At 70.6% G+C, this 20,468-nt stretch carries 18 protein-coding genes; 6 read left to right on the top strand and 12 right to left on the bottom strand.

Features of this window, described 5'->3' with window-relative positions; translation table 11 throughout:
* Window positions 1-69 precede the first annotated feature (69 nt).
* From ABZ783_RS27820 to ABZ783_RS27810, 3 genes are read left to right on the top strand one after another with little or no spacing between them, the layout of a single operon-like run.
* The gene (locus tag ABZ783_RS27820; RefSeq protein ID WP_357443133.1) at window positions 70-1,059 is read left to right on the top strand and encodes a carboxymuconolactone decarboxylase family protein; all 990 of its coding nucleotides are present in this window, start codon (window positions 70-72) and stop codon (window positions 1,057-1,059) included.
* 10 nt (window positions 1,060-1,069) lie between these two features.
* The gene (locus ABZ783_RS27815) at window positions 1,070-1,522 is read left to right on the top strand and encodes a DUF6220 domain-containing protein (protein WP_357443131.1); all 453 of its coding nucleotides are present in this window, start codon (window positions 1,070-1,072) and stop codon (window positions 1,520-1,522) included.
* Entirely contained in the window at window positions 1,519-3,258 is a 1,740-nt protein-coding gene (locus ABZ783_RS27810; protein ID WP_357443129.1) for a multicopper oxidase family protein, read from the top strand. Before ABZ783_RS27815 ends, ABZ783_RS27810 begins: the two co-directional genes overlap by 4 nt.
* A gap of 23 nt (window positions 3,259-3,281) precedes the next feature.
* Here the strand turns inward: ABZ783_RS27810 and ABZ783_RS27805 are convergent, their stop codons facing one another.
* The 3 genes from ABZ783_RS27805 to ABZ783_RS27795 all read right to left on the bottom strand — a co-directional run bounded on the left by ABZ783_RS27805 (window position 3,282) and on the right by ABZ783_RS27795 (window position 5,196).
* The gene (locus ABZ783_RS27805; protein ID WP_357443125.1) at window positions 3,282-3,605 is read right to left on the bottom strand and encodes a carboxymuconolactone decarboxylase family protein; all 324 of its coding nucleotides are present in this window, start codon (window positions 3,603-3,605) and stop codon (window positions 3,282-3,284) included.
* A gap of 70 nt (window positions 3,606-3,675) precedes the next feature.
* Complete coding sequence (locus ABZ783_RS27800; RefSeq protein WP_357443122.1) at window positions 3,676-4,086, bottom strand: cupin domain-containing protein; 411 nt, start codon at window positions 4,084-4,086, stop codon at window positions 3,676-3,678.
* 87 nt (window positions 4,087-4,173) lie between these two features.
* Window positions 4,174-5,196 carry a zinc-dependent alcohol dehydrogenase family protein gene (locus ABZ783_RS27795; protein ID WP_357443119.1) on the bottom strand — a complete coding sequence of 341 codons (1,023 nt, stop codon included), beginning with the start codon at window positions 5,194-5,196 and terminating at the stop codon, window positions 4,174-4,176.
* Between the two features lie 259 nt (window positions 5,197-5,455).
* On the opposite strand from ABZ783_RS27795, the gene ABZ783_RS27790 reads away from it, so the two are divergent.
* Together ABZ783_RS27790 and ABZ783_RS27785 are read left to right on the top strand one after the other, a co-directional pair.
* Window positions 5,456-6,346: a helix-turn-helix transcriptional regulator gene (locus ABZ783_RS27790; RefSeq protein ID WP_357443116.1), complete on the top strand. Its 891-nt coding sequence runs from the start codon at window positions 5,456-5,458 to the stop codon at window positions 6,344-6,346.
* A gap of 292 nt (window positions 6,347-6,638) precedes the next feature.
* On the top strand, window positions 6,639-7,682 hold the full coding sequence (locus ABZ783_RS27785; RefSeq protein ID WP_357443322.1) for an NAD(P)-dependent alcohol dehydrogenase: 1,044 nt from the start codon (window positions 6,639-6,641) through the stop codon (window positions 7,680-7,682).
* 191 nt (window positions 7,683-7,873) lie between these two features.
* Here the strand turns inward: ABZ783_RS27785 and ABZ783_RS27780 are convergent, their stop codons facing one another.
* The 9 genes from ABZ783_RS27780 to ABZ783_RS27740 all read right to left on the bottom strand — a co-directional run bounded on the left by ABZ783_RS27780 (window position 7,874) and on the right by ABZ783_RS27740 (window position 17,870).
* Entirely contained in the window at window positions 7,874-9,508 is a 1,635-nt protein-coding gene (locus ABZ783_RS27780) for a hypothetical protein (RefSeq protein ID WP_357443113.1), read from the bottom strand.
* Between the two features lie 284 nt (window positions 9,509-9,792).
* Window positions 9,793-12,021, bottom strand: coding sequence for a discoidin domain-containing protein (locus ABZ783_RS27775; protein WP_357443110.1), 2,229 nt, complete (start codon window positions 12,019-12,021; stop codon window positions 9,793-9,795).
* Window positions 12,022-12,247: 226 nt separating this feature from the next.
* Window positions 12,248-13,351, bottom strand: coding sequence for an ABC transporter ATP-binding protein (locus ABZ783_RS27770; protein ID WP_357443107.1), 1,104 nt, complete (start codon window positions 13,349-13,351; stop codon window positions 12,248-12,250).
* Complete coding sequence (locus ABZ783_RS27765) at window positions 13,348-14,172, bottom strand: ABC transporter permease (RefSeq protein WP_357443320.1); 825 nt, start codon at window positions 14,170-14,172, stop codon at window positions 13,348-13,350. The genes ABZ783_RS27770 and ABZ783_RS27765 overlap by 4 nt, the downstream gene beginning before the upstream one ends.
* Window positions 14,173-14,189: 17 nt before the next feature.
* On the bottom strand, window positions 14,190-14,975 hold the full coding sequence (gene modA, locus ABZ783_RS27760) for a molybdate ABC transporter substrate-binding protein (protein ID WP_357443318.1): 786 nt from the start codon (window positions 14,973-14,975) through the stop codon (window positions 14,190-14,192).
* Between the two features lie 11 nt (window positions 14,976-14,986).
* The gene (locus ABZ783_RS27755) at window positions 14,987-15,412 is read right to left on the bottom strand and encodes a TOBE domain-containing protein (protein ID WP_357443104.1); all 426 of its coding nucleotides are present in this window, start codon (window positions 15,410-15,412) and stop codon (window positions 14,987-14,989) included.
* 136 nt (window positions 15,413-15,548) lie between these two features.
* A complete protein-coding gene (locus tag ABZ783_RS27750; RefSeq protein ID WP_357443101.1) occupies window positions 15,549-16,463 on the bottom strand; it encodes a cation diffusion facilitator family transporter in 915 nt (304 codons plus the stop codon).
* A 275-nt stretch (window positions 16,464-16,738) separates the two neighbouring features.
* A complete protein-coding gene (locus ABZ783_RS27745; protein WP_357443099.1) occupies window positions 16,739-17,179 on the bottom strand; it encodes an OsmC family protein in 441 nt (146 codons plus the stop codon).
* A gap of 10 nt (window positions 17,180-17,189) precedes the next feature.
* A complete protein-coding gene (locus ABZ783_RS27740) occupies window positions 17,190-17,870 on the bottom strand; it encodes a VTT domain-containing protein (RefSeq protein WP_357443096.1) in 681 nt (226 codons plus the stop codon).
* Window positions 17,871-18,360: 490 nt separating this feature from the next.
* Here ABZ783_RS27740 and ABZ783_RS27735 point away from each other — a divergent pair, with 490 nt between their 5' ends.
* Window positions 18,361-20,334 carry a zinc ribbon domain-containing protein gene (locus ABZ783_RS27735; protein ID WP_357443093.1) on the top strand — a complete coding sequence of 658 codons (1,974 nt, stop codon included), beginning with the start codon at window positions 18,361-18,363 and terminating at the stop codon, window positions 20,332-20,334.
* Window positions 20,335-20,468 lie beyond the last annotated feature (134 nt).

Genomic DNA, 20,468 nt, shown 5'->3' with positions numbered 1-20,468 from the left:
ATCGGCGCCCGGGCAAGTGCCTGCGGCGGCACGACGCTTTCCCGGCCCGCCGCCGCAAGCATCGAGTCCATGACATACCGCTTCTTCACCCCCGCTCCAGCTGGCGCTGCGACCGGTCTCACCGCGGACGTCTACCGGCAGCTGCGGGACGAGTTCCTCGGTCCGGCGCCCACCTTCCAGGCGCTCTCGGCGGTGCCGGAGGTGCTGGCCGCGACCTGGGCGCTGATGCGCGAGGCCCTGCTCGCCGGAGACGCGTCCCGGGTCGACCGCGAACTCGTCGCGTCGGCGGTGTCCCGGGCCAACCGCTGCCGATTCTGCGTCGACGCCCACGTGATGCTGTTGCACGCGCTGGGCGAGCACGAGCTGGCCGAGGTCATCGCCCGGGGCGGGACGCCACCGGAGCCGCGGCAGGCCGCGCTGGTCGGCTGGGCCGAGGCCAGCCGCAGCCCCAGCGCCGGTGAGTGGACCAGCCCGTACCGCCCTGAGGTCACCGGCACCCTGCTCGCCTTCCACTTCATCAACCGGATCGTCTCGGCGCTGCTCGATCCGGATCTGCTGCCCGGCGGCCTGCAGCGCTCCCGTGTGGTGCGGTCAGCCGGGGGCCGGCTCTACGCGAGGACGGTCCGGGAGCCGAAAGAGCCCGGCCACAGCCTGCCGCTCCTCGGCGCCAGAGCGGCATCGCCACCGGCGTGGGCCGAGGACAGCCCGGTCGGCGTCGCGTACGCGTCGTTGCGGAACGCCGCCATGCGGGGCGGAGACCTGCTGGGCGACGTGGCGCGCCGGACCGTCACCGCCACCGTGAGCTGGGAGGACGGCCGGCACCCGGCCCGGCCCGCGGAGTGGGCCACCGATCTGGTCCGGGACGTGCCCGGCGCGGACCGCGTCGCGACGCGGATCGCCCTGCTGGCGGCGTTCGCGCCCAGCGCGATCCGCTCGGGCGATGTCGCCCTCTGGCGGCTGTCCCATCCGGACGACGCCGACCTCGTACGGCTGGTCGCCTACGGCGCGATCACGGCCACCGACCACGTCGCCCGGGCACTGTCCCCGGCTCAACTCTAGGAGGTCACCCATGCGCAAGGCCTTGGTCGTCGTCAGCATTCTGTTGCTCGTCGCGTTCGCCCTGCAGTTCGTCTTCGCCGCCGTCGGCGCGTTCACCAAACCCGCGGGCGACGGCGCGTATGCGCTGCACAGCGTCACCGGGATGGCGGTCATACCCGTCCTCACCCTGCTCACCATCCTGTTCGCCGTGCTGGCGAAGGCGCCGGGCCGGCTCGTCGGACTGGCCGTCCTGCCGCTCGGCCTCGTCGTCCTGCAGGCGCTCCTCGCCATGCTCGCGAACGCCTTCACCGACGCCGCGGGCGCCAGCACGCCGTTCGGCCTGGCCATCGCCGGGCTGCACGCGGTCAACGGAATCGTCGCGGTGCACGTCGTGGTCAACGTCCTCCGGGCAGCGCGCAAGCTGGCCAGCCCGGTGCCGGCCCCCGCCGCCCGCCTGACCGTCCGGGAAGGGGAGCCGGCATGACCGTCGGCTCGCTGCTCGCGGCCGACCTGGTGATCGCGCTGCTCGCGGCCGCCGGCTGGCTGACCGGAGGTGCCGCGTCGGCCGCCCGGCGCCGCCGGCTCGCACTGGCGCTGGCCGCCGTCGCGCTGCTCGCCACGGTCGCCCGCGCGATCACGATCACCGCGCTCGCCCGCGCCGGCTGGTGGTTCGCGGCGGAGAAGGTCCTCATCGCCGCCCCACTGTCGGTCGCGGCGGTGGTCGTCGCCGGGCCGCGGCTGCTGCGGGCCCCGGGCGACATCCGGTCCGTCGCGGTCCCGCTCCTCTTCGCCGGGTACGCCGACAGCGGTGCCCTGCTCGTGACGGTCCTGCACGGCTATCCCGCGTCGGCGGGCGCGGGCCTGCTCGCGGTCGCCGGGGTCGTCGCGGCGACCGCGGTCACGTGGCGCGTCCTCGGCGCGCGCCCGTCGCAGACGGTGTCCAGGGCGGCCGTCGCGGTGGCGGTCGCGGCGCTGGTGACCGGAACCGGGCTGGCAGCCGTACCGGGAGCTGCTCCCGCCGTATCACATGATCACCGAGTTGGAGATGCGCGGACCGTGGGCGAACCGACCAGGCGGTTCACCCTGACGGCCGGGACCGCCACGGTGAGCGTGAGCGGCCGTGACGTCGCGGCGTGGACATTCAACGGGCAGGTCCCCGGGCCGGAGTTGACCGCCGCCGTCGGCGACGTCCTGGAGGTGACGCTCCGCAACCGGGACATCGCGCGGGGTGTCACGCTGCACTGGCACGGCTACGACGTGCCGAACAGCCAGGACGGGGTGCCCGGCGTGACGCAGGCGGCGGTGCTGCCCGGACAGGAGTTCGTCTACCGGTTCCGCGCCGACCAGGCCGGGACGTACTGGTACCACACGCACTCGGTGTCCGACGTCGGTGTGCGGACGGGGCTCTACGGGGTCCTGGTGGTGCGCCCGGCGCCGGCGACCGGCGTCGACGTCACGGTGCCGGTGCACACCCTTTCCGGCCTTCCGCTGCCCGCACCGCGAACGGAACCGGTCGAGGCGGGGACGCCCGTACGGCTGCGGCTGATCAACACCGACAGCACGACGCACCGCTACGCCCTGGCCGGAACCCCGTTCCGGGTCGCCGCGATCGACGGATCCGACCTGCAGGGCCCGACCCCGCTCGTGGACACCGCCGTGCTGATCCCGGCCGGAGGCCGCTACGACCTGGCGTTCACCGCGCCCGCCACGTCGGTGGCGCTGTTCGTCGACGGACGGGCGGTCTACTCGACCGGGCCGGTGTCCGCGGCGACCGGCGCGTGGCCGGTGCTGGATCCGCTCACCTACGGCGCCGGTGCCCCGAGGCCGTGGTCCCGGTTCGACAAGGAGTTCACCCTGGTCCTCGACCGCGGCCTCGACCTGCACGGACTGCTTCCGCGGTACGCCCACACCGTCAACGGTGCGGCCGGTCCGGACATCCCGCCCCAGGTCGTACGCCCCGGCGACATCGTCAAGTTCACGATCGTGAACCGGTCACTGGTGGTGCACCCATGGCATCTGCACGGCCATCACGTCCTGGTGCTGTCCCGCAACGGAGAGCCGGCGACCGGGAGTCCCCTGTGGCTGGACTCGTTCGACGTACGCCCGGGCGACGTCTGGGAGGTGGCGTTCCCAGCCGACAACCCCGGAATGTGGGCCAACCACTGCCACAACCTGGCACACGCCGACGCCGGAATGACGCTGCACCTGATGTACGGGTGAAGGTGAGCCGGCTGGCACTCCGGTCAGCCCTCGAAGGTCTGCCTGGCCACCGAGATGGCGGACATGGCCTGCGGCCACCCGGTGTAGAACGCCAGGTGGGTGATGGCCTCGACGATCTCGGCCTGCGTGAGGCCGTTCTGCTTGCCGAGGTTGAGGTGGAACGGCAACTGTTCGCTGTTGCCACCCGCGACCAGGGCCGCGATGGTGATCAGGCTGCGGTCGCGGGGCGCGAGGTCGGCGCGTTCCCAGACGTCGGCGAAGAGCACGTCGTCGGTGAGCGAGACGAGCTTGGGCGCGAAGTCTCCGAGCATCTTCCGAGCGGGGCTCTGCTGAGTGGTCCCGGACATGTCCGTACTCCTCCTGTTGTTCGGCGGGGTGGGCCGGCGGCCGCGGGACGACGCAGCCGCCGGCTGGTGGTCACGCGGGCTGCCGGCGGTACTCGTCGTCTGTCACGTGCTCGCCCCATTGCGTTTCCGGCCCGTCCTGCCCGGGGGTGAGGCCGTCCCAGATGGCCAGGTGGGTCATGAAGTGGTCAGGGGTGGCGCCATGCCAGTGCCACTCACCAGGCGGACACCAGACGGTGTCGCCCGGGCGAATGACGACGACCTCGCCGCCGCGTGACTGGGTCAGCCCGATGCCTTCGGTGACGTGCAGCAGCTGCCCGTTGGCGTGCCGGTGCCAGGCGGTGCGGGCGCCGGGGGCGAAGTGCACGGCGTTGCAGCGGCCGATGTGCGGGCCGGTCATGGGAACGATCTGGTCGAACCAGACGTCCCCGGTGAACCAGTCGGCCGGTCCCTTGACCGACGGCTGTCTGGTCAGGATCTCCAAGATGTCCTCCTGTGCGATACGCCCTGCGCTGGATGCAGCGGCTTGTCGCTGCCACGGTGGCCACCCGCTCCGGGGCGACGCAGGTCGTCACGGGTTGAGGAGGACCTTGATGGCGCGACGCTCGTCCATGGCCTGGTACCCCTCGGCCGCCTGCTCAAGGGGGAGGGTAAGGTCGAAGACCTTGCCGGGGTCGATCTCCCGGTTCCAGATCAGGGCGATCAGCTCGGGCAGGAACCGGCGCACCGGGGCGGGGCCGCCGTGCAGGTGCACGTGGGAGAAGAACAGCTCGTCGCCGGGCAGCTGGACGTCGTGGGCCACTCCGACGTACCCGACGTGACCGCCGGCACGGGTGGAACGGATGGCCTGCATCATCGATTCCTGCGTGCCGACCGCCTCGATGACCGAGTGCGCGCCGAGCCCGTCGGTCAGTTCCTTGATCCGCGCGACGCCCTCATCGCCGCGCTCGGTGACGACATGGGTCGCGCCGTAGTGTGCCGCGAGCCGCTGGCGAGGCTCGTGCCGGCTCATCGCGATGATGCGTTCCGCGCCGAAGTGCTTGGCCGCCAGCACGGCGAGCAGACCGACAGCCCCGTCGCCGACCACTGCGACGGTCTTGCCCGGGCCCACCTCCGCGGCGACGGCGCCGAACCAGCCCGTGCCGAGCACGTCGGAGGCGGCGAGAAGGCCCGGAATCAGGTCGTCCGAGGGAGTGTCGGGCGTGGCGACCAGGGTGCCGTCCGCCAGCGGGACACGCAGGTACTCGGCCTGGGCGCCGAGTCCGCCCACCGGCTCTCGGTGGATGCATGAACTCTGGTAGCCGGCCTGGCAGATCGGGCAGGTGTTGTCGGAGGCGAAGAAGGAGCCGACCACGAACTGGCCCGGCTTGATGTTCTTGACCTCGCTGCCGACCTCCTCGACGACGCCGACGTACTCGTGGCCCATCGGCGACGGCCCCTTCGACACTTCAACGCCCCGATACGGCCACAGGTCCGAACCGCAGACACAGGTCGCGGACAGCCGAATGATCGCGTCGGTCGGGAGCAGGATCCGGGGATCCTCCCGCGTTTCCACCCGGACGTCGCCGGGGGCGTGCATGACGACACCACGCATAGGTTCTTCTTCCTCCCAAAGGACCGGCCGCGACCCGACCTGCCAGCTTCCGCGTCCTACCCGGGCAGGCCGCGATGATGTCGGGGAGCCGGGCGTACGACCCCGCCGAGGACGACGACAGTCACTCCCCCTGGGCGCGGCCGGTCGTTGCGTTCATCGCCACCCAGCAAACCCCGGCAGCGCCCGCTCAGGGAGTTTCTCCTGGAAGGTGTACTGACAGGGCACCCCACCGGCCAGCCGCGACACGTACGGTCGAGACGTGGACAACCGCTCAGAGGTCCGCGAGTTCCTCGTCTCGCGACGTGCCAAGATCAGCCCGGAGCAGGCCGGTCTGCCCGCCGGCCCCAACCGGCGGGTTCCGGGACTACGCCGCAGCGAAGTCGCGTCGCTGGCCGGGGTGAGCATCGAGTACTACTCGAAGCTCGAACGGGGCTCGCTCGCCGGGGTATCGCCTGGCGTGCTGAACGCCATCGCACGGGCGCTGCAGCTCGACGACGCGGAGCGGGCCCACCTGCTCGACCTCGCCCGAGCCGCGGACGGCAGCAGTGCCCTCATGCGGCCCCGGCGCCGGACGGCACGGCAGTGGTCCCCACGCCCCAGCCTGCAATGGGCCCTCGACGCCGTCACCCAAGGTCCCGCGTTCGTCCGTAACGGCCGCATGGACCTGCTCGCCGCGAACCGGCTCGCCCGCGCGTTCTACGTCGACGTGTACGCAGATCCGCAGCGGCCCGCCAACCTCGCACGGTTCACCTTCCTCGACGAGAAAGCGCACCGCTTCTACCCGGATTGGGACGTCGCCGCCGACATCTGCGTCGCCATCCTGCGCACCGAAGCCGGCCGCGACCCGCACGACAAGGATCTTCACGACCTCGTGGGCGAACTCTCCACCTGCAGCGACGAGTTCCGGAAGCGCTGGGGAGCCCACAACGTCCGGCACCACGGCACCGGCGCCAAGCATTTCCGCCATCACATCGTCGGGGACCTGACCCTCGCCTACGAAGGGTTGGAAATGGTCGCCGAGCCCGGCCTCACTCTCACCATCTTCACCGCGGAGCCCGGCTCCCCATCCGAGGACGCGCTGCGCCTGCTCGCGTCCTGGGCCGCCTCACAGGAAGCGGACGCCGGCGCACAAACCGCTATCGCGGAGTGATGTTCTCTCGCTTTGTGGTTGCCTGGCCCGCCCGTACCGGGGCGATCTTGCCACGCCGCGACAACTCGCGGATCTGTCCACGGTCCGACCTGCCTCCCCGGGCTCACCGTGGGGTGGCCTGTCAGTACACCTTTCAGCAGAGACTCCCCGGCGCGCCGCAGCCGAGGTTTCCTGGGTGGCGATGAACGCAGCCATCCTGCGCGACGCGGCACCCTGACGCCCTGCGTCAGATACCCGCACGGGCAACCGGCCGCCCCGCGGCCAAACCTTGTCACGAAGAACCAGGAGCAACATCATGCGTGTCCACGCTTACGCAGCACCCAGCCCGTCCGAGCCGCTGGCCCCCACGATCGTCGAGCGGCGCGACGTCGGCCCCAACGACGTGCTCATCGAGATCAGGTACGCGGGCATCTGCCACTCCGACATCCACACCGTTCGCGGTGACTGGGGGCCCCAGCCCTACCCGCTGGTGCCCGGCCACGAGATCGTCGGCATCGTCACCGAGGTCGGCCCCGAGGTCACCCACCACCAGATCGGGGACCGGGTCGGGGTCGGCTGCATGGTGAACGCCTGCCGGGAGTGCATCAACTGCCGCAACGGCGAGGAGCAGTACTGCCGGGGCGGCATGGTGCCGACCTACGGCGGTGTCGACCGCGACGGCACCATCACCCAGGGCGGCTACGCCACCCACGTCGTGGTCGACGCCGACTTCGTCGTGTCGGTGCCTGAGGGAATCGACTTCACGGCCGCCGCGCCGCTGTTGTGTGCGGGCATCACCACCTACTCGCCGCTGCGCCGCTGGGGCGCCGGCCCGGGCAAGAAGGTCGCCGTCGTCGGCCTCGGCGGGCTGGGGCACCTGGCCGTCAAGATCGCCCACGCCCTGGGCGCCGAGGTGACCGTGCTTTCCCAGTCGCTGAAGAAGCAGGAAGACGGACTACGCCTGGGTGCCGACCACTACCACGCCACCAGCGACCCGGACACCTTCCAGCAACTCGCCGGCCGGTTCGACCTGATCATCAACACGGTCAGCGCGCACATCGACGTCGACGCCTACCTCGGCCTGCTCGCGGTCGACGGCACCCTCGTCAACGTCGGCGCCCCCGCCGAACCGCTGACCCTCAACGTCTTCTCCCTCATCGGCGCTCGCCGCTCCTACGCCGGCTCGATGATCGGCGGCATCCGCGAGACCCAGGAGATGCTCGACTTCTGCGCCGAGCACCACATCGGCGCCGACGTCGAACTCATCTCGGCTGACAAGATCAACGACGCGTACGACCGCGTCCTCGGCTCCGACGTCCGCTACCGATTCGTCATCGACACCACCACCCTCGGCTGAGCCGAGGTCCCCTGACCGGCTCCGCCCGGCCGACCCCGCGGCCGGGCGGAGCCCCCGGCACCCACTGTCCTCGACCGCAAACCGACCACCACGCCTGACCGGCCCGCTCGTGGTCACCGCCGTCCTGGCCACCGGATGCGCCGGCCGGACGCACTCGCGCCGCTGGCAGGTGACGGACGCCAGGGTGTTCTTCACCGGACCGGACCGCAGATCCGGCCCGACGAGAACGATGGTCCAGGCGGCGCTTTGGGACGCCACACCGGATTCGCGTCCACCGTCAGAAGGGGTGCCTGCCAGGCCGCCCCAAGCCGCTGAAGCAGGCCGTACTCGGCACGGACGCGGCTGACATGCTCTCCGGCAAGGAAGTCCAACACCTCCTCGTCGACCATCTGCCGGCCAAGAAACTCCGCGTGGAAGGACGGCACCTCGACCACCGGAATCTTGGTGAACAGACCCGGTGTCGACTCAGCCGCGGTAACCGTCGGCAGGAAGGCGATCACCCGGACACCTGGAATCGGGCACATGAGCTGAAAACGATAGAACGGCGCATCTTCCAGCAGTGAACGGATGAACGGCTCATCCGGGTACACGTCGATTGCGGTGCCCGCGTTCCCGAGCGCGAACATGCCCCGCAGCAGCCAACCGGTCGCCACCCCGTATCCCGACCCGGCGTTCGGCGGCGGATAGTACGCCCGTCCGGTACGCACCAGCGGACTGAACATCATCAGCGCCGTCACCGGTGACTCCGGCCGGTCCCGCAGGTAGGTGCGGGCCACCATCGCCCCCTCACTCTCCCCCATCAGGGCGATCGGCCGGCCGGACCGTCGGTGTACCGCTTCGACCTGCGCGGCGAGCAACTGGGCGCTGGACGTCAGCGACCGGTGGGTGGCGGTCGACCGGTACGGCAGCGGACGGCCGCCCGAGTCCAGCCCCTCGTACGAGAACCTCTCCACGTTCGGATCCGCGGCGGCTCGGCCGTCGTACGCGGAATTGTGCCCGGCGAGCAGGATCACCGCATAGGGAACGTTGGCGGGCAACGGCCGATTGAAGATCGGCGGCGAGAAGGTGTACGTCTGCTTGTGGCTCCGGGTCAGCACCTGCGCCGCCAGCGGGACGAGCAGCACCAGCACCACGACGATCGGTACCACCGGCACCCGCCGCAACCGTACGTGGGAGGGCAGCACGGCCGCCCGCACGGTCCGGTTCCACAGCAGGCCGTTGACCATCCCGACGGCCACGGCGACGACCGGCGTCCACGTCTCGGCCGCGCTCCATACCAGGCCACCGGCCACGGTGATGACCACGAAGTTCAGCGACGACCAGCCGAACAGCTCCAGCGTCGGCAGGCCACGCCACCAGCCCGCACCCACCGACATCCGCTGCAGGAACGGGGCCAATATCACCATGGGGATCAGCGAGGCGAACAGAACCCAGGACAGCGACACCACCGACGCGGCCACCGCGAGCGCGGCGAACGGCGCGACGATGGCGGCCGTCAACGCCGCCACGCCGAGATTGCGCAGCAGCAGGGTCCGCCGTAATGGCCGGCGCTTCCCGGCCGGCCAGGACAGGCCGACCAGCACCGCGGACAGCGCCCCGCGCAGCACGATCGCCCCCACCAGGCCGAGCCCGAACACCCACCAGGAATTGTGGTAGACCAGCAGCCAGCGCATGTCGTGGTAGGAGTCGTACGGCCAGACCGCCGAACTCTGCCCGATCAATCCCTCCGCCTGCCGGAACCCGATCAACACGAGCACGAGGGACTCGGCCAGCGGAAAGATGGCGGCGACCCCGAGCAGTGCCAACAAGCGCCAACGGCTCGGCACTCCTCCTCCTTCGGGTCAGGCTCTGCGCCGACTCTCCCACGCTCATGTCGTGCAGGAGAGCGTTCCGACCGAACCCGTTGTCCCACTGGCTGCCGTGCGTCGGTGAGACCGACGCGGCGGAGCGCGCAGAGGCGTCGGCCGCCGACGCCGACGAGGTGATGTACCAGATCCGCGTCGGTGCCGCCGCGCCGATCCGGACCCGGTTCCGAGACCTGCCGCATCCCCCCGAAGCGCCGCTTTGCTGTGCCGGCCAGGGATGCGCCGGCCGGCACAGCGCCAACTGATCAGCCTCGGCGCGTCGTGAAGATCGCGGCGGCGCTGGCTGGCAGGCGGTAGGCGTAGGTCGTGTCTCCCCACGGCACGTCGAACGTGGCGACCGAGCGGCGCGAGTTGTACACGACGAGAAGCTGCGTGCCGTCGGGCAGCATGGCCGTCTTGCGCTGAACGCCACTGTCCGAGCCTGCCGCCACGCTCGCCGAACCGGTCGGCCCGAGCACGTTCAGCTCGTGGATCGACCACCAGTTGCCGGCATCGCCCTGGTTCACCACCCGGATGTAGCGGCCCGTGACCTGTGGAATGAGGATCTTGTTCACCGGGCTGCCCGGTCCGGTCGCGATCGGCTGGCCCCAGTTCGTGCCGTCGTTGGACACGAAGAGTTCGTACCCCCGGGGGGAGTCGCCGCTGCTACCAGTCGTGTCCAGGACGACCTGGTTGAACGTCTGCGCCGAGCCGAGGTCGACCTGGAACCAGTCGCCGAGCTGCATGCCGCGGCCGGTGCTCCACCGCGTTGCCGGGTCGCCGTCGATCGCATTACCAGCTGGTTCGGTGGCATTGCTCGCTGACGCCGACACCGTCCAGGCGCCCCGGGACAACGGCACCGCGGTCGTCGAAGCGGTGAGCGACGCTCCGGCGGGAAGCGTGTAGCCGAGCCACTGGTTGCCGACCCGCACCTGAGCCTGGTGAGCCAGCATCCCGGAGTCGTAGCTGATCAACGCTCGCGTCCCGTCCGGGTTCTCGAGCGGGATGTCGACCGAGCCGATCGCGGCCGGGTCCACCGGGCCAGGCTGGGTGCCGGTCCAGGTGAACGTGGCTGCCGCCCCGCCGGCAAGGCTGTAGGTGAACCACTTGTTGCCCCACTGCACGCGGAAGGTCTTTCGGCTGTTCGCGGAGTTGAACGCGACCAGCGCCGTGGAGCCGTCCGGATTGACGAAGGCGACGTCCTGCACGTCACCGGCCCCAAAGGAGTTGGACGCGACCCGGCGGGCGCCCGGCCGCACGAACTTGCTGGCGTGACCGAGGGCCCAGTAGTCGACCGTCTTGGCGTACGACCAGTGGCCGGCCGTGTCCTGCGCGACCGTCACCACGCCGCGGCAGGTCAGGCAACCGCCGTTGGTCGGTCCGTTGTTCTGATCCAGGGCCATGTTCCAGCGGATGACACCCCTTGCCCAGTCACGGGTGCTGTTGATAATCAGGCCCAGCGCCCCGGCGAAACCGGCCTGCTCGTCGCCCTCCCACGTGCCGCCCGAACACTCCGTGTGCCATGCCGGCTTGTTGGGATAGTCGTTGTGCGACACGGCCTGAGCCCGCACGTCGCCGCCGTAGCAGTGCCACGCTGTGCCGGCGACGAACCCGGCCGTAGCCGGGTCGGCGTACATGGTTTCCGGATAGCTGACGACATCCCAGTTGTGGTCGTAACCAAGGATCTCTGTGCCCAGATCGCGGTCCCGTAGTGCCGGGCCGAGGTAGTTCTTGATCAGGTTGTTCTGCTGCTCCGCGCTGAGCGACATACCCGGATATCCCGAGGGTACGTAGAGCGGCTCGTTCTGCGGGGTGATGTAGCGGACCGGAACCCCCGCCTCCCCGTACGCTTCGAGGAACTTCGCGAAGTAGTCGGCCAGCGGCTGATAGGCGTCCGGCTTGAGCGTCCCACCGATCATCGAGTCGCTGGTCTTCATCCAGCCTGGCGGGCTCCACGGCGACGCCATCACAGTCAGCTTCGGGTTGAGCTGCCGGGCCCGCTTGAGCAGCGGGATGATGTATGCCCGGTCGTGGTCGATGGAGAAATGCGCAAGTGCCGGATCGGTCTGGCCGGGTGGCATGTCGTCGTACGAGTAGTTCCCGTTCACCGCGAAGTCACTGGAGCCCATCGGCTGGCGCAGGAAGCTCAAGCCGATGCCCTGGCCGCTGAACAGGTCGCGCATCACCGCGTCGCGCTGCTCGTTGTCGAGGCGGGTGCCGACGAGCCAGGCGGAGGAGTCGGTGAACGACGCCCCGAAGCCGGTGATCTCCTGATACCGCCGCTGGCTGTCGACGGTGATCGTCGGTCCGTCCGGGGCCCGCCCGCCATGCCACGACACACTGGATTGGCGCGACAGGTAGGTGTTGGTGTCGAGGTCGGTGAGATACACGGACACCCCTGCCGGCACGCCCGTGGCGACGGATGCCTCGGCCGGACACAGCGCGAGTAGGGACAGTGCTGTGACCAGGCCGACGCCTAGCCCTCTGCGTGACACCTCGTGATCCCTTCGTCGCATGTCTCGGCAGCGCCCAGAACTGGAACTTTCCCCCGCACGGCGCGAGGAATCGCCACTTCATCCAAGCGTTGAAATATTTACAGCTTTAACGTATGGGTAGCGATGCCGTCAAGGACCTTTGACCGGGCGGCGTGCCAGATTCCCAGGTGCGGGGCATGACCTACGCTGCCGGGGCGGCGGTCACGAGTGTCCTTCGGTGGGCAGGTCAGGCTGGGTACGCCTGGGTTTCGGTGGCCTTGACCGCGGCCCACACCTGCTGGCCCGGCGTGAGCTGCAGGTGGGCGGCGGCGGCCGGGGTGACGTCGGCGGCGGCCGTGACCGGTCCGGCGAGTTGGACGCGCAGGTTGTCGCCGTGGCGCTGGATCCCGGTGATCGTGGCCGGCCAGGTGTTGCGGGCGCTGCCGTCGGGCCGCTGGGGGTGCAGCGCGACGGCCGTGGGCGGGAAGACCACGAAGGCGTCGCCGTCGAGCCGGTCGGCACAGGCGAGCGTGAACCCGTCGCCGAGGTGGACGGTATGGCCGTCGGCCCGCCCGCGGTACAGGTTGAGCCCGACCAGGCGGGCGACGTAGTCGGTGCGGGGCCGGGCGGTGACCGCGGCGGCGTCGCCCTCCTGCACGACCTTGCCGTCCTCGACGATGACCAGCCGGTCGGCAAGCACGAGCGCGTCGAGCGGGTCGTGGGTGACCAGCAGCGCCGCTCCGGGGTGGGCGGTGAGGTGGCGGTGCAGCTCGGCGCGGGTGTCCAGGCGGGTACGGGCGTCGAGCGCGGCGAGGGGCTCGTCGAGCAGCAGCAGGGTCGGGTCGACGGCGAGGGCGCGGGCGAGCGCAACCCGCTGCGCCTGCCCACCGGACAGCTGCCGGGGTTTGCGGCGGGCGAGGTCGGCAAGCCCGACCCGGGCCAGCCACGACTCGGCCCGGGCACGCGCCGCACGGCGGTCCAGGCCGCGTCGGCGGAGTCCGAACGCGACGTTGTCCACGGCGGTCAGGTGCGGGAAGAGCAGGTAGTCCTGGAACACCACGCCGATCGGGCGGTCTTCGGGCGGCGTCCACACCCGGCGCTCGGGGCGGTCGAGGTCGCCGCCGGCGAGTGCCAGGTGGCCGTCGGTGAGCGGTTGCAGGCCGGCGAGGGCGCGCAGGGCGGTCGTCTTGCCCGCGCCGTTGGGGCCGAGCAGCGCCACGACCTCCCCGGCGGCGATGCGCAGCGCGACCTCGAGGCGGAACGGGCCCCGGTCGACGACCAGGTGCGCGTCGAGCATCGGGCCGTCGACCGGTGTCCGGGTCGCCGTGACGGGTTCGGGAACGGTGGTCATGTGCTGTTGATCCAGCGGTCGCGCAGCCCGGCGAGGATGGCCACGGAGACGGTGAGCAGGATGAGGCTGAGCACGATGGCGGCGTCCAGGTCGGTCTCCAGGGCCAGGTAAACGGCGAGTGGCATGGTCTGCGTGGTGCCGGGATAGTTGCCGGCGAAGGTGATGGTCGCACCGAATTCACCCAGTGCGCGGGCCCAGCAGAGCACGGCCCCGGCGGCGATCCCGGGCGCGACCAGCGGCAGCGTCACGTGGGTGAACGTCGTCCACCGGCCGGCGCCGAGCGTCGCGGCGGCCTCCTCGTACCGGCGGTCGGCCCCGCGCAGCGCGCCCTCGACGGCGATGATCAGGAACGGCATCGCCACGAATGCCTCGGCCAGCACAACGCCGGTCGTGGTGAACGGCAGCGTGATGCCGAACGTGCTGTCGAGCCAGCCGCCGAGTAGGCCGCGGCGGCCGAAGACCAGCAGCAGCGCCACCCCACCGACGACCGGCGGCAGCACCAGCGGGACGGTGACCAGCGCACGGACCAGCCGCCGGCCGGGGAAATCGACCCGGGCGAGGAGCCACGCGAGCGGGACGCCGAGGGCGAGGCACAGCAGCGTCGCCAGGGTGGCGCACTGCAGGGACAGCCGCAGGGCCGTGAGCACGCCGGGTGCGGCCAGCCGCTGCGGCAGCGTTGCCCACGGCGCCCGGATCAGCAGCCCAGCAAGCGGGAGCACAAGGAACATCAGCCCGAGTACGGCGGGCAGCAGCAGTGCGGCGGGCACCTGCCGGCCCGGGGTGCCGCGGCGGGACGCCGTGCTCTCGGGCCGGCCCGCCACGACGGCGTCGGTGTCGGTCACGGGGCTTGGAACCCGGCCTCGGTCAGCACCGCCTTCCCCTGGTCGGACAGCACGTAGGCGACGAACGCCTTCGCGCCGGCCGCGTTCCTGGCCTCCTTCAGCGCGACGATCGGGTAGTCGTTGACCGCTCCCGCCGACTCCGGAAACTCGATGCCCTCGACGTCGGCCGCGGCGGCCTTGGCGTCGGTGCGGTACACCAGGGCGGCGTCGACCTCGCCGAGCTTCACCTTCGACAGCGCGGCCTTGACGTCCTGCTCCAGCGTGACCGGGGTGAGCTTGACCCCGCCTGTGTCGAGCGCCTTCTTCGCTGCGGCGCCGCAGGGAACCTGCTCGGCGCACACGGCGACCTTCACCCCGGGCCTGGTCAGGTCGGCCAAGCCCTTGACGCCCTGCGGGTTGCCCGCTGGCACGGCGATGACGAGCTGGTTCCTCACGAACGTGGTCGGGGTGCCGTCGGCGTTGCCGGCGTCGGTCACCGTCTTCATGTTCGTCGGCGCCGCGGACGCGAACACGTCCGCAGGCGCGCCCTGGTTGATCTGCGTTGCGAGCGCGGAACTGCCGGCGAAGTTGAACTTCACCGTGGTGCCGGGGTGTGCGGCCTCGAAAGCTTTGCCGAGTTTGGTGAACGTCTCGGTCAGGGACGCCGCGGCGAACACGTTCACCGTGCCGGTGACACCCGCGCTGGCGTTCGTGCCGGTCTGTGCACCAGTCGTGTCGTTGCCGCCGCAGCCGGTCACCGCGACCAGCGCCGACACCGCCAGTGCGGTCAGCAGGGTACGCATGCGATGCGATGTCACGTGGCGGTCCTCCCCTTGTTCGCCATGGCCGGGGTGGATCTCTCCACCACCACCGTGGTCGACTTGATCACTGCGACCGCAACCGAACCGACCTGCAGGTCCAGCTGATCGACGGCCTCGCGACTCATCAGCGACACCAGCCGGAACGGCCCGGCCTGGATGTCTACCTGCGCCATGACGGTGTCCTTCACCACCGCGGTGACGATGCCCCGCAGCCGATTCCGCGCCGACGACGCGTCGGCTCGACCGTCCGCCGCACCGGCTTGGCCGCTGACGAACGTGGCGAGTTCGACCCCGTCGATCGTCCGGTGGCCGTGGCCGTCCCGGGTCGCGCTCAACCGTCCGGCGTCGATCCAACGACGGACCGTGTCCGGGCTGACCCCGAGCAGTTCGGCTGCCTCACCGATCCGAAATGCCGCCACACGGGCACCCTAACGTCCGGCACCTGCCAAGCCAAACCCGCTAATCCATCCGCATCTTCGGCCGTCAATAGCGTGTCAGGTGCCGCATCTGCGTGGCTGTGGCGCGTACGCATCTCGCCGAGCGAGGCAGGGCCGGTCACCACTGAACGCCGTGGCACACCTTCTCCGCCGTGGCCGGTTCCACCTGCAGAGTGCAGTGGTCGATGCTGAACCCATCGTGCAGCCGGGCCCGCGCCGCCGCCAGCACCGGCCCCAGCTCGGCGCCGGCACGCAGGCTCAGGTGCGCCGAGGCCACGTCCATGCCCGAGGTCAGCGTCCACACGTGCAGGTCATGCACGTCGGCCACCCCGGGCACGTCGATCAGGTTCGCCCGGACCGCCGCCACGTCGATGTGCGGCGGGGCCGCCTGCACCAGCACACGCAGCGCGGCGCGGGCGAGTTGCCAGGTACGGGGGAGGATGAACACGCCGACCGCCACCGCGACGACGAGGTCCGCGTAGAGCCAGCCGGTCATGGCGATCACGACAGCGGCGACAATCACCCCGACCGAGCCGACGAGATCGCTCAGTACCTCAAGGTATGCGCCGCGTACGTTGAGGCTCTCCTTCGAGCCGGCCCGGAGCAGCAGGAACGCCACCACGTTGGCGATCAGTCCGGCGATGGCGACCAGCAACATCGGCCCGACCAGCACCTGCGGTGGGTCGCCGAACCGGCGTACCGCCTCGACGAGCACGTACACCCCCACCCCGAACAGCAGGGCGGCGTTGGCCAGAGCCGCGAGGACCTCCAACCGGTACAGACCGAACGTGCGGTGGCTGCCGTGGGACGACCGACCTGCTGCCGTGATGGCCGCGACGGCCAGCGCGATCCCGAGGACATCGGTGAACATGTGCGCCGCGTCCGACAGCAGCGCGAGGGAGCCGGTGAGCCAGGCTGCGACCGCCTCCACAATCATGAACGTGGCCAGAACGGCCAGCGCCGCCCAGAGCGGTTTCCGGTGCCGCGCACCGGCCCGCATCGCCTCACCCCCATGATCGTGACCCGCACCCATGTCCGCATCCCTTCAACCTTGGCGACGTCGCCAACATATGCTCGTATTGCAATGTATGCAACCATGAAATGGGTTTCGTTCCCAGTTGCATCAGCATCGTCATCAGGTGCGCGGTCCACGGAGCGACGAGGCGTTTGACGATCTCGCCCGGACGACGCGGTAGAAGTTGGACGTGTTCATGTGCCTGTCGAAGGCCGCCAGGTCAGTCCGGTTCCCGTACCGGAACATGACCGGCGGGCCCTCGACCGGCTGGTGGAGGCCGTAGCCCGGAGACCTCAGTCCCCGGTGGGACCGGCCTCGACGATCGAGACGGGAGTGCCGAGTTCGACGGTACGGGAGACGGTGCAGAGCCGATCGTGCGACTGCTGCAGCGACCGGGGCAGCGCCTCACGCGCCTTGTCGCCGTCCACGCCAGCCGGGAACGTCACGGTGAACTCGACAGTGAGGTTCTGCATCCGGTTGCCTCCCGCCTCGTCCCGGACCTTGTCGCCGGTGACCGCAACCGAGAACTGAGCCGGCTCGGCGCGGCGGCTGGTGATGAGGTCCACGTCGATCGCGGTGCAGCCGCCGATCGCCGCCAGCAGGAGTTCCACCGGCGTAAAGCTGGCATCCTGGCCCATGCCCACCGACATCAATCCACCTCGGACGTTCCGCACGACGTACTGCCCGACGCTGGTGCGCTCGATCTCCACCGAGCGGAAGGTGTCCTCACTCATGACAGGGAAGCTACCCAGGCCTGCTGGTCCCCGAGCCACCGGCCCGGCCGGTCGATCGACCCGTCCTCAGGACACGCCCTAACCGGCCAGGCGCCGGGGACCCGCCCAGGCGACGGGCGAGCCCGGCGACGACGGCCACCGTAGCCGCGACGGTGTAGGCGAGGGCGAGCCCCAGCGTGGGATTACTACCGAAGAGTGCGCCGCTGCCGTAGCCCAGCAACGTCGCCCAGACGGCCCAGATGGTGACCGCCAACGCGGTGAACCGTTGGAACCGGCCCAACGGGTACCCGACCAGGCCGGCGGTGACAGCGGTCGCCGAGCGCCCACCGGGCAGGTAGCGCCCGAAGACGATAAGCATGCGACCGCGCCGGTGCATCACGCGATGTGCCAGCTCCGCCATGGCGCGAGTTCGCCGGCGCCGCTGCAGGCGGGCAGTCATCGCCGGCCCACACCAGCGGCCCACCCCGTACGCCAGCCGATCACCACCGTACGCACCGAGCGCCGCAGCGACGACGACGGCGACCAGCGGTGGGTGCCCGCTGGCGGCTGACGCCACGGCGACAGCGATCACCGTGCTCTCGCTCGGAGCCAGCGGAACGAGGGCATCTGCCGCTGCCACAATCACGACGACGAGCAGCACCCAGGGACTTCCCGCGACCGTGGTCAGCGCCGCGTCGACCGTGTCGAACACGTAGCCAGATTCGACGGGAAAGGCATCCCCCGCCGAACATCGGCCTGACATCGCGGTGGCTGCTGGGCGGCCAGTCCATCGAATACCGCGGACCGCGCCGGCACCGTCTCACTCATGCATAGCCGCGGTAGGACCCGCCACTGGCGCCACGATGACCGAGCCGCCTTCCGGGCCCTGAACTCGGGACTGCGCCGCCACGGCGACGGCGCACCGGCCGTCGAGCAGGGAGTGGCGCTAGCCCTGCTCATCGAGCTGTCGACGGCACTGGAGGAGCCGGAACCGGGTACCGGATTGGGCCGTCAGGCTGACCGACTTGATTATCGATGATCAGTGATCATAGGTTGGCCTGTGTGGAACGTTTTCGGCTTTCCAAGGCCGGGAAGCGTGTCGGTGTTCACCCCGTGGCACATCACGTTTGGGTTGGCTCGGGGAGGGTTCCGGTGGCGTGGGTCGGCGGTGAGGGCCGGTTTTGTGGGCCGGCGTTGAGTCGGTGAGCGGGAAGCTGCGGCTGGCCGAGGGTGAGGCCGCCCGCACCGCGTGTGCCCGCGGTGTGCTGCGCGCCGGGGTGGACGAGGCAACCGGTGAGGTGCTGTCTCAGGCGGTGCTGGCGCGGCGGGTGGGTTGGTGTGCCGACCTGGTGGCGGGCATGGTGGCCGCGCTGATCGGCGAGCACTGGAACCGCGTGGATGTGGAGGTACTGGCCGGCGGGGTGGATGCGGGTGGACGGCGGTTGCCGTCGAACGCGTGGATGGCGTTGCGACGTCTGGGGTGGACGGTCGCCCCGCCTGGGGGTGTGCGGGTCAATGACCGGGTCGTGCGGATGGCGCAGGAGCAGGCGGGGCGTGCGCTTCGTTCGGCGTCGTGGCGTGCCGAGGTGACCGGCGGGGTCCTGGCGACGTGGCCGGCCGATCCGCGCAAGCGCACCCCCGCCGAGTGGGATCAGGTGCGAGCCTCGATCCCAGGCGGAGAGCATCTGCCGGCCAGCATCATCAAGTCCCGGACCCGGCAGGCCATCACGTTCGCCAAGGCCAATGGTCGTCTGCCGGTGGACGTGTTCGAACTCGAGGGCGTCCCGCGGATTCCGCGGATGTTGCTGTTGGCCGCGTGTGACCAGCAGCAGGCCACCATCGAACGCAGCGACACCGACCCGGCAAGAGCACTGCTGCGGCTGCAACTGCCCACCCGCCCAGATCCGCGAGGGTATCGGGACTGGACGTGGGTGGCGTGCCGGATCACGTTGCCGCCTACGGTTCCTGCCTCGGCGGTGCTGCACCTGCCGACCCTCCGCGTCACCGACGGGACGGTGCGTGCCGACATGGCGTACACGCATGCCGTGCCGAAGGCCCGGGCCACCGGTCACTCGGTGGCGGTCGGTGTGGATTGGGGTCTCAACACGCTCCTCAGCGCGGGTGCCCTGCGACTGGGTAAGGATGGGCGGATCACGGCGTTGGGGGCTGGTGGACAGTTCCGGGCCGCTGGGGTCCTGGCCAAGCAGCACCGCCTGCGCCGCCTGTCAGAGCGGCTGCATGCGAAGGCCGACCAGTACGCGCGGCTGCTCGGCGGCCGCCCCGACGAGCAGCTGAGAGCGAAACACGAGGTGCTGGCCGGCGAGATCCGCCACGTGTCCGCCCGCCGCCAAAACTTGAACGACGCGCTCGCCTGGGCCGCCGCCCGCTGGACCGTCGACCAGGCCATCGCCGCGCGGGCGTCCGTCATCTACCTGGAAGACCTGCGGTCGATGGAAGCCAAGGGCATGGGGCACAGCCTGAACACGCGCCTGTCCCAGCAGGTCCGCGGAAAAATCGGCGACCGGATGCGGCACCTCGCCGCCGAGCACGGTATCGCCGTGGTCACCGTCCCCGCCCGCAACACGTCCAAGCACTGCCCGCAATGTTTGACCCCGCTACAGCACCGTAAAGCCCCCGACCGGCCCACCACACCGGGATGGAAGTGGGCCATCTGCCCCAACACCGGGTGCGGTTGGCAGGGCGACCGCGACCACGGCGCCTGGCGCCGTATCGCCTCCCGTGGCCTCACCCATCAGGGCAAGACCGTCATCGACAAGACCAGCGGCGCCATGGCGATCCGCACGGTCATCGACGGGCTCGAAGCCGCAGCCGTCGTCACCCCCACCACGACAGGCAGCCGGAGGGACCGGTCGAAGACCAGCCCCACCCGGCCCCGCACCCCACGCCCCGCGCCCAGGCGACGCAGGGCACCCTCCCCCACCCGGCCCCACGGTCAGGCGGGCAAGCGTCCGGAGGGACACGCACCAACGGACCGGCCGAGGCTGCCCCGCGCAGCCCACCGGCACCAGAGCGTGAACACGATCAGCACACCCACCACCGGCCACCGGCCACGCGGAGCCGCACTCGGCGCAGGATTCCACCTCCACGCCCACGCGACCCCACCACGGTGGGAAACGATCCCGGAAACCCCATCCGACTCAGGATCGCTAAGCTGATCAGGGACGCTTCGGCAACTCAGCCTGACCGCGGAGGAGCGTCATCGGGTCGAGTCCGGCGTCGCCGACCCCACGCTGCTCAAGGGGTGGATGCCCGCCACGGCCTGAACACTGGCCACTGCGCGACGGCGATG

This window comes from Micromonospora sp. NPDC047738 (assembly GCF_040642675.1).
Lineage (GTDB): Bacteria > Actinomycetota > Actinomycetes > Mycobacteriales > Micromonosporaceae > Micromonospora.
Note: the sequence above shows the minus strand (reverse complement) of the source record. Positions and strands in the feature narration are given on the sequence as shown.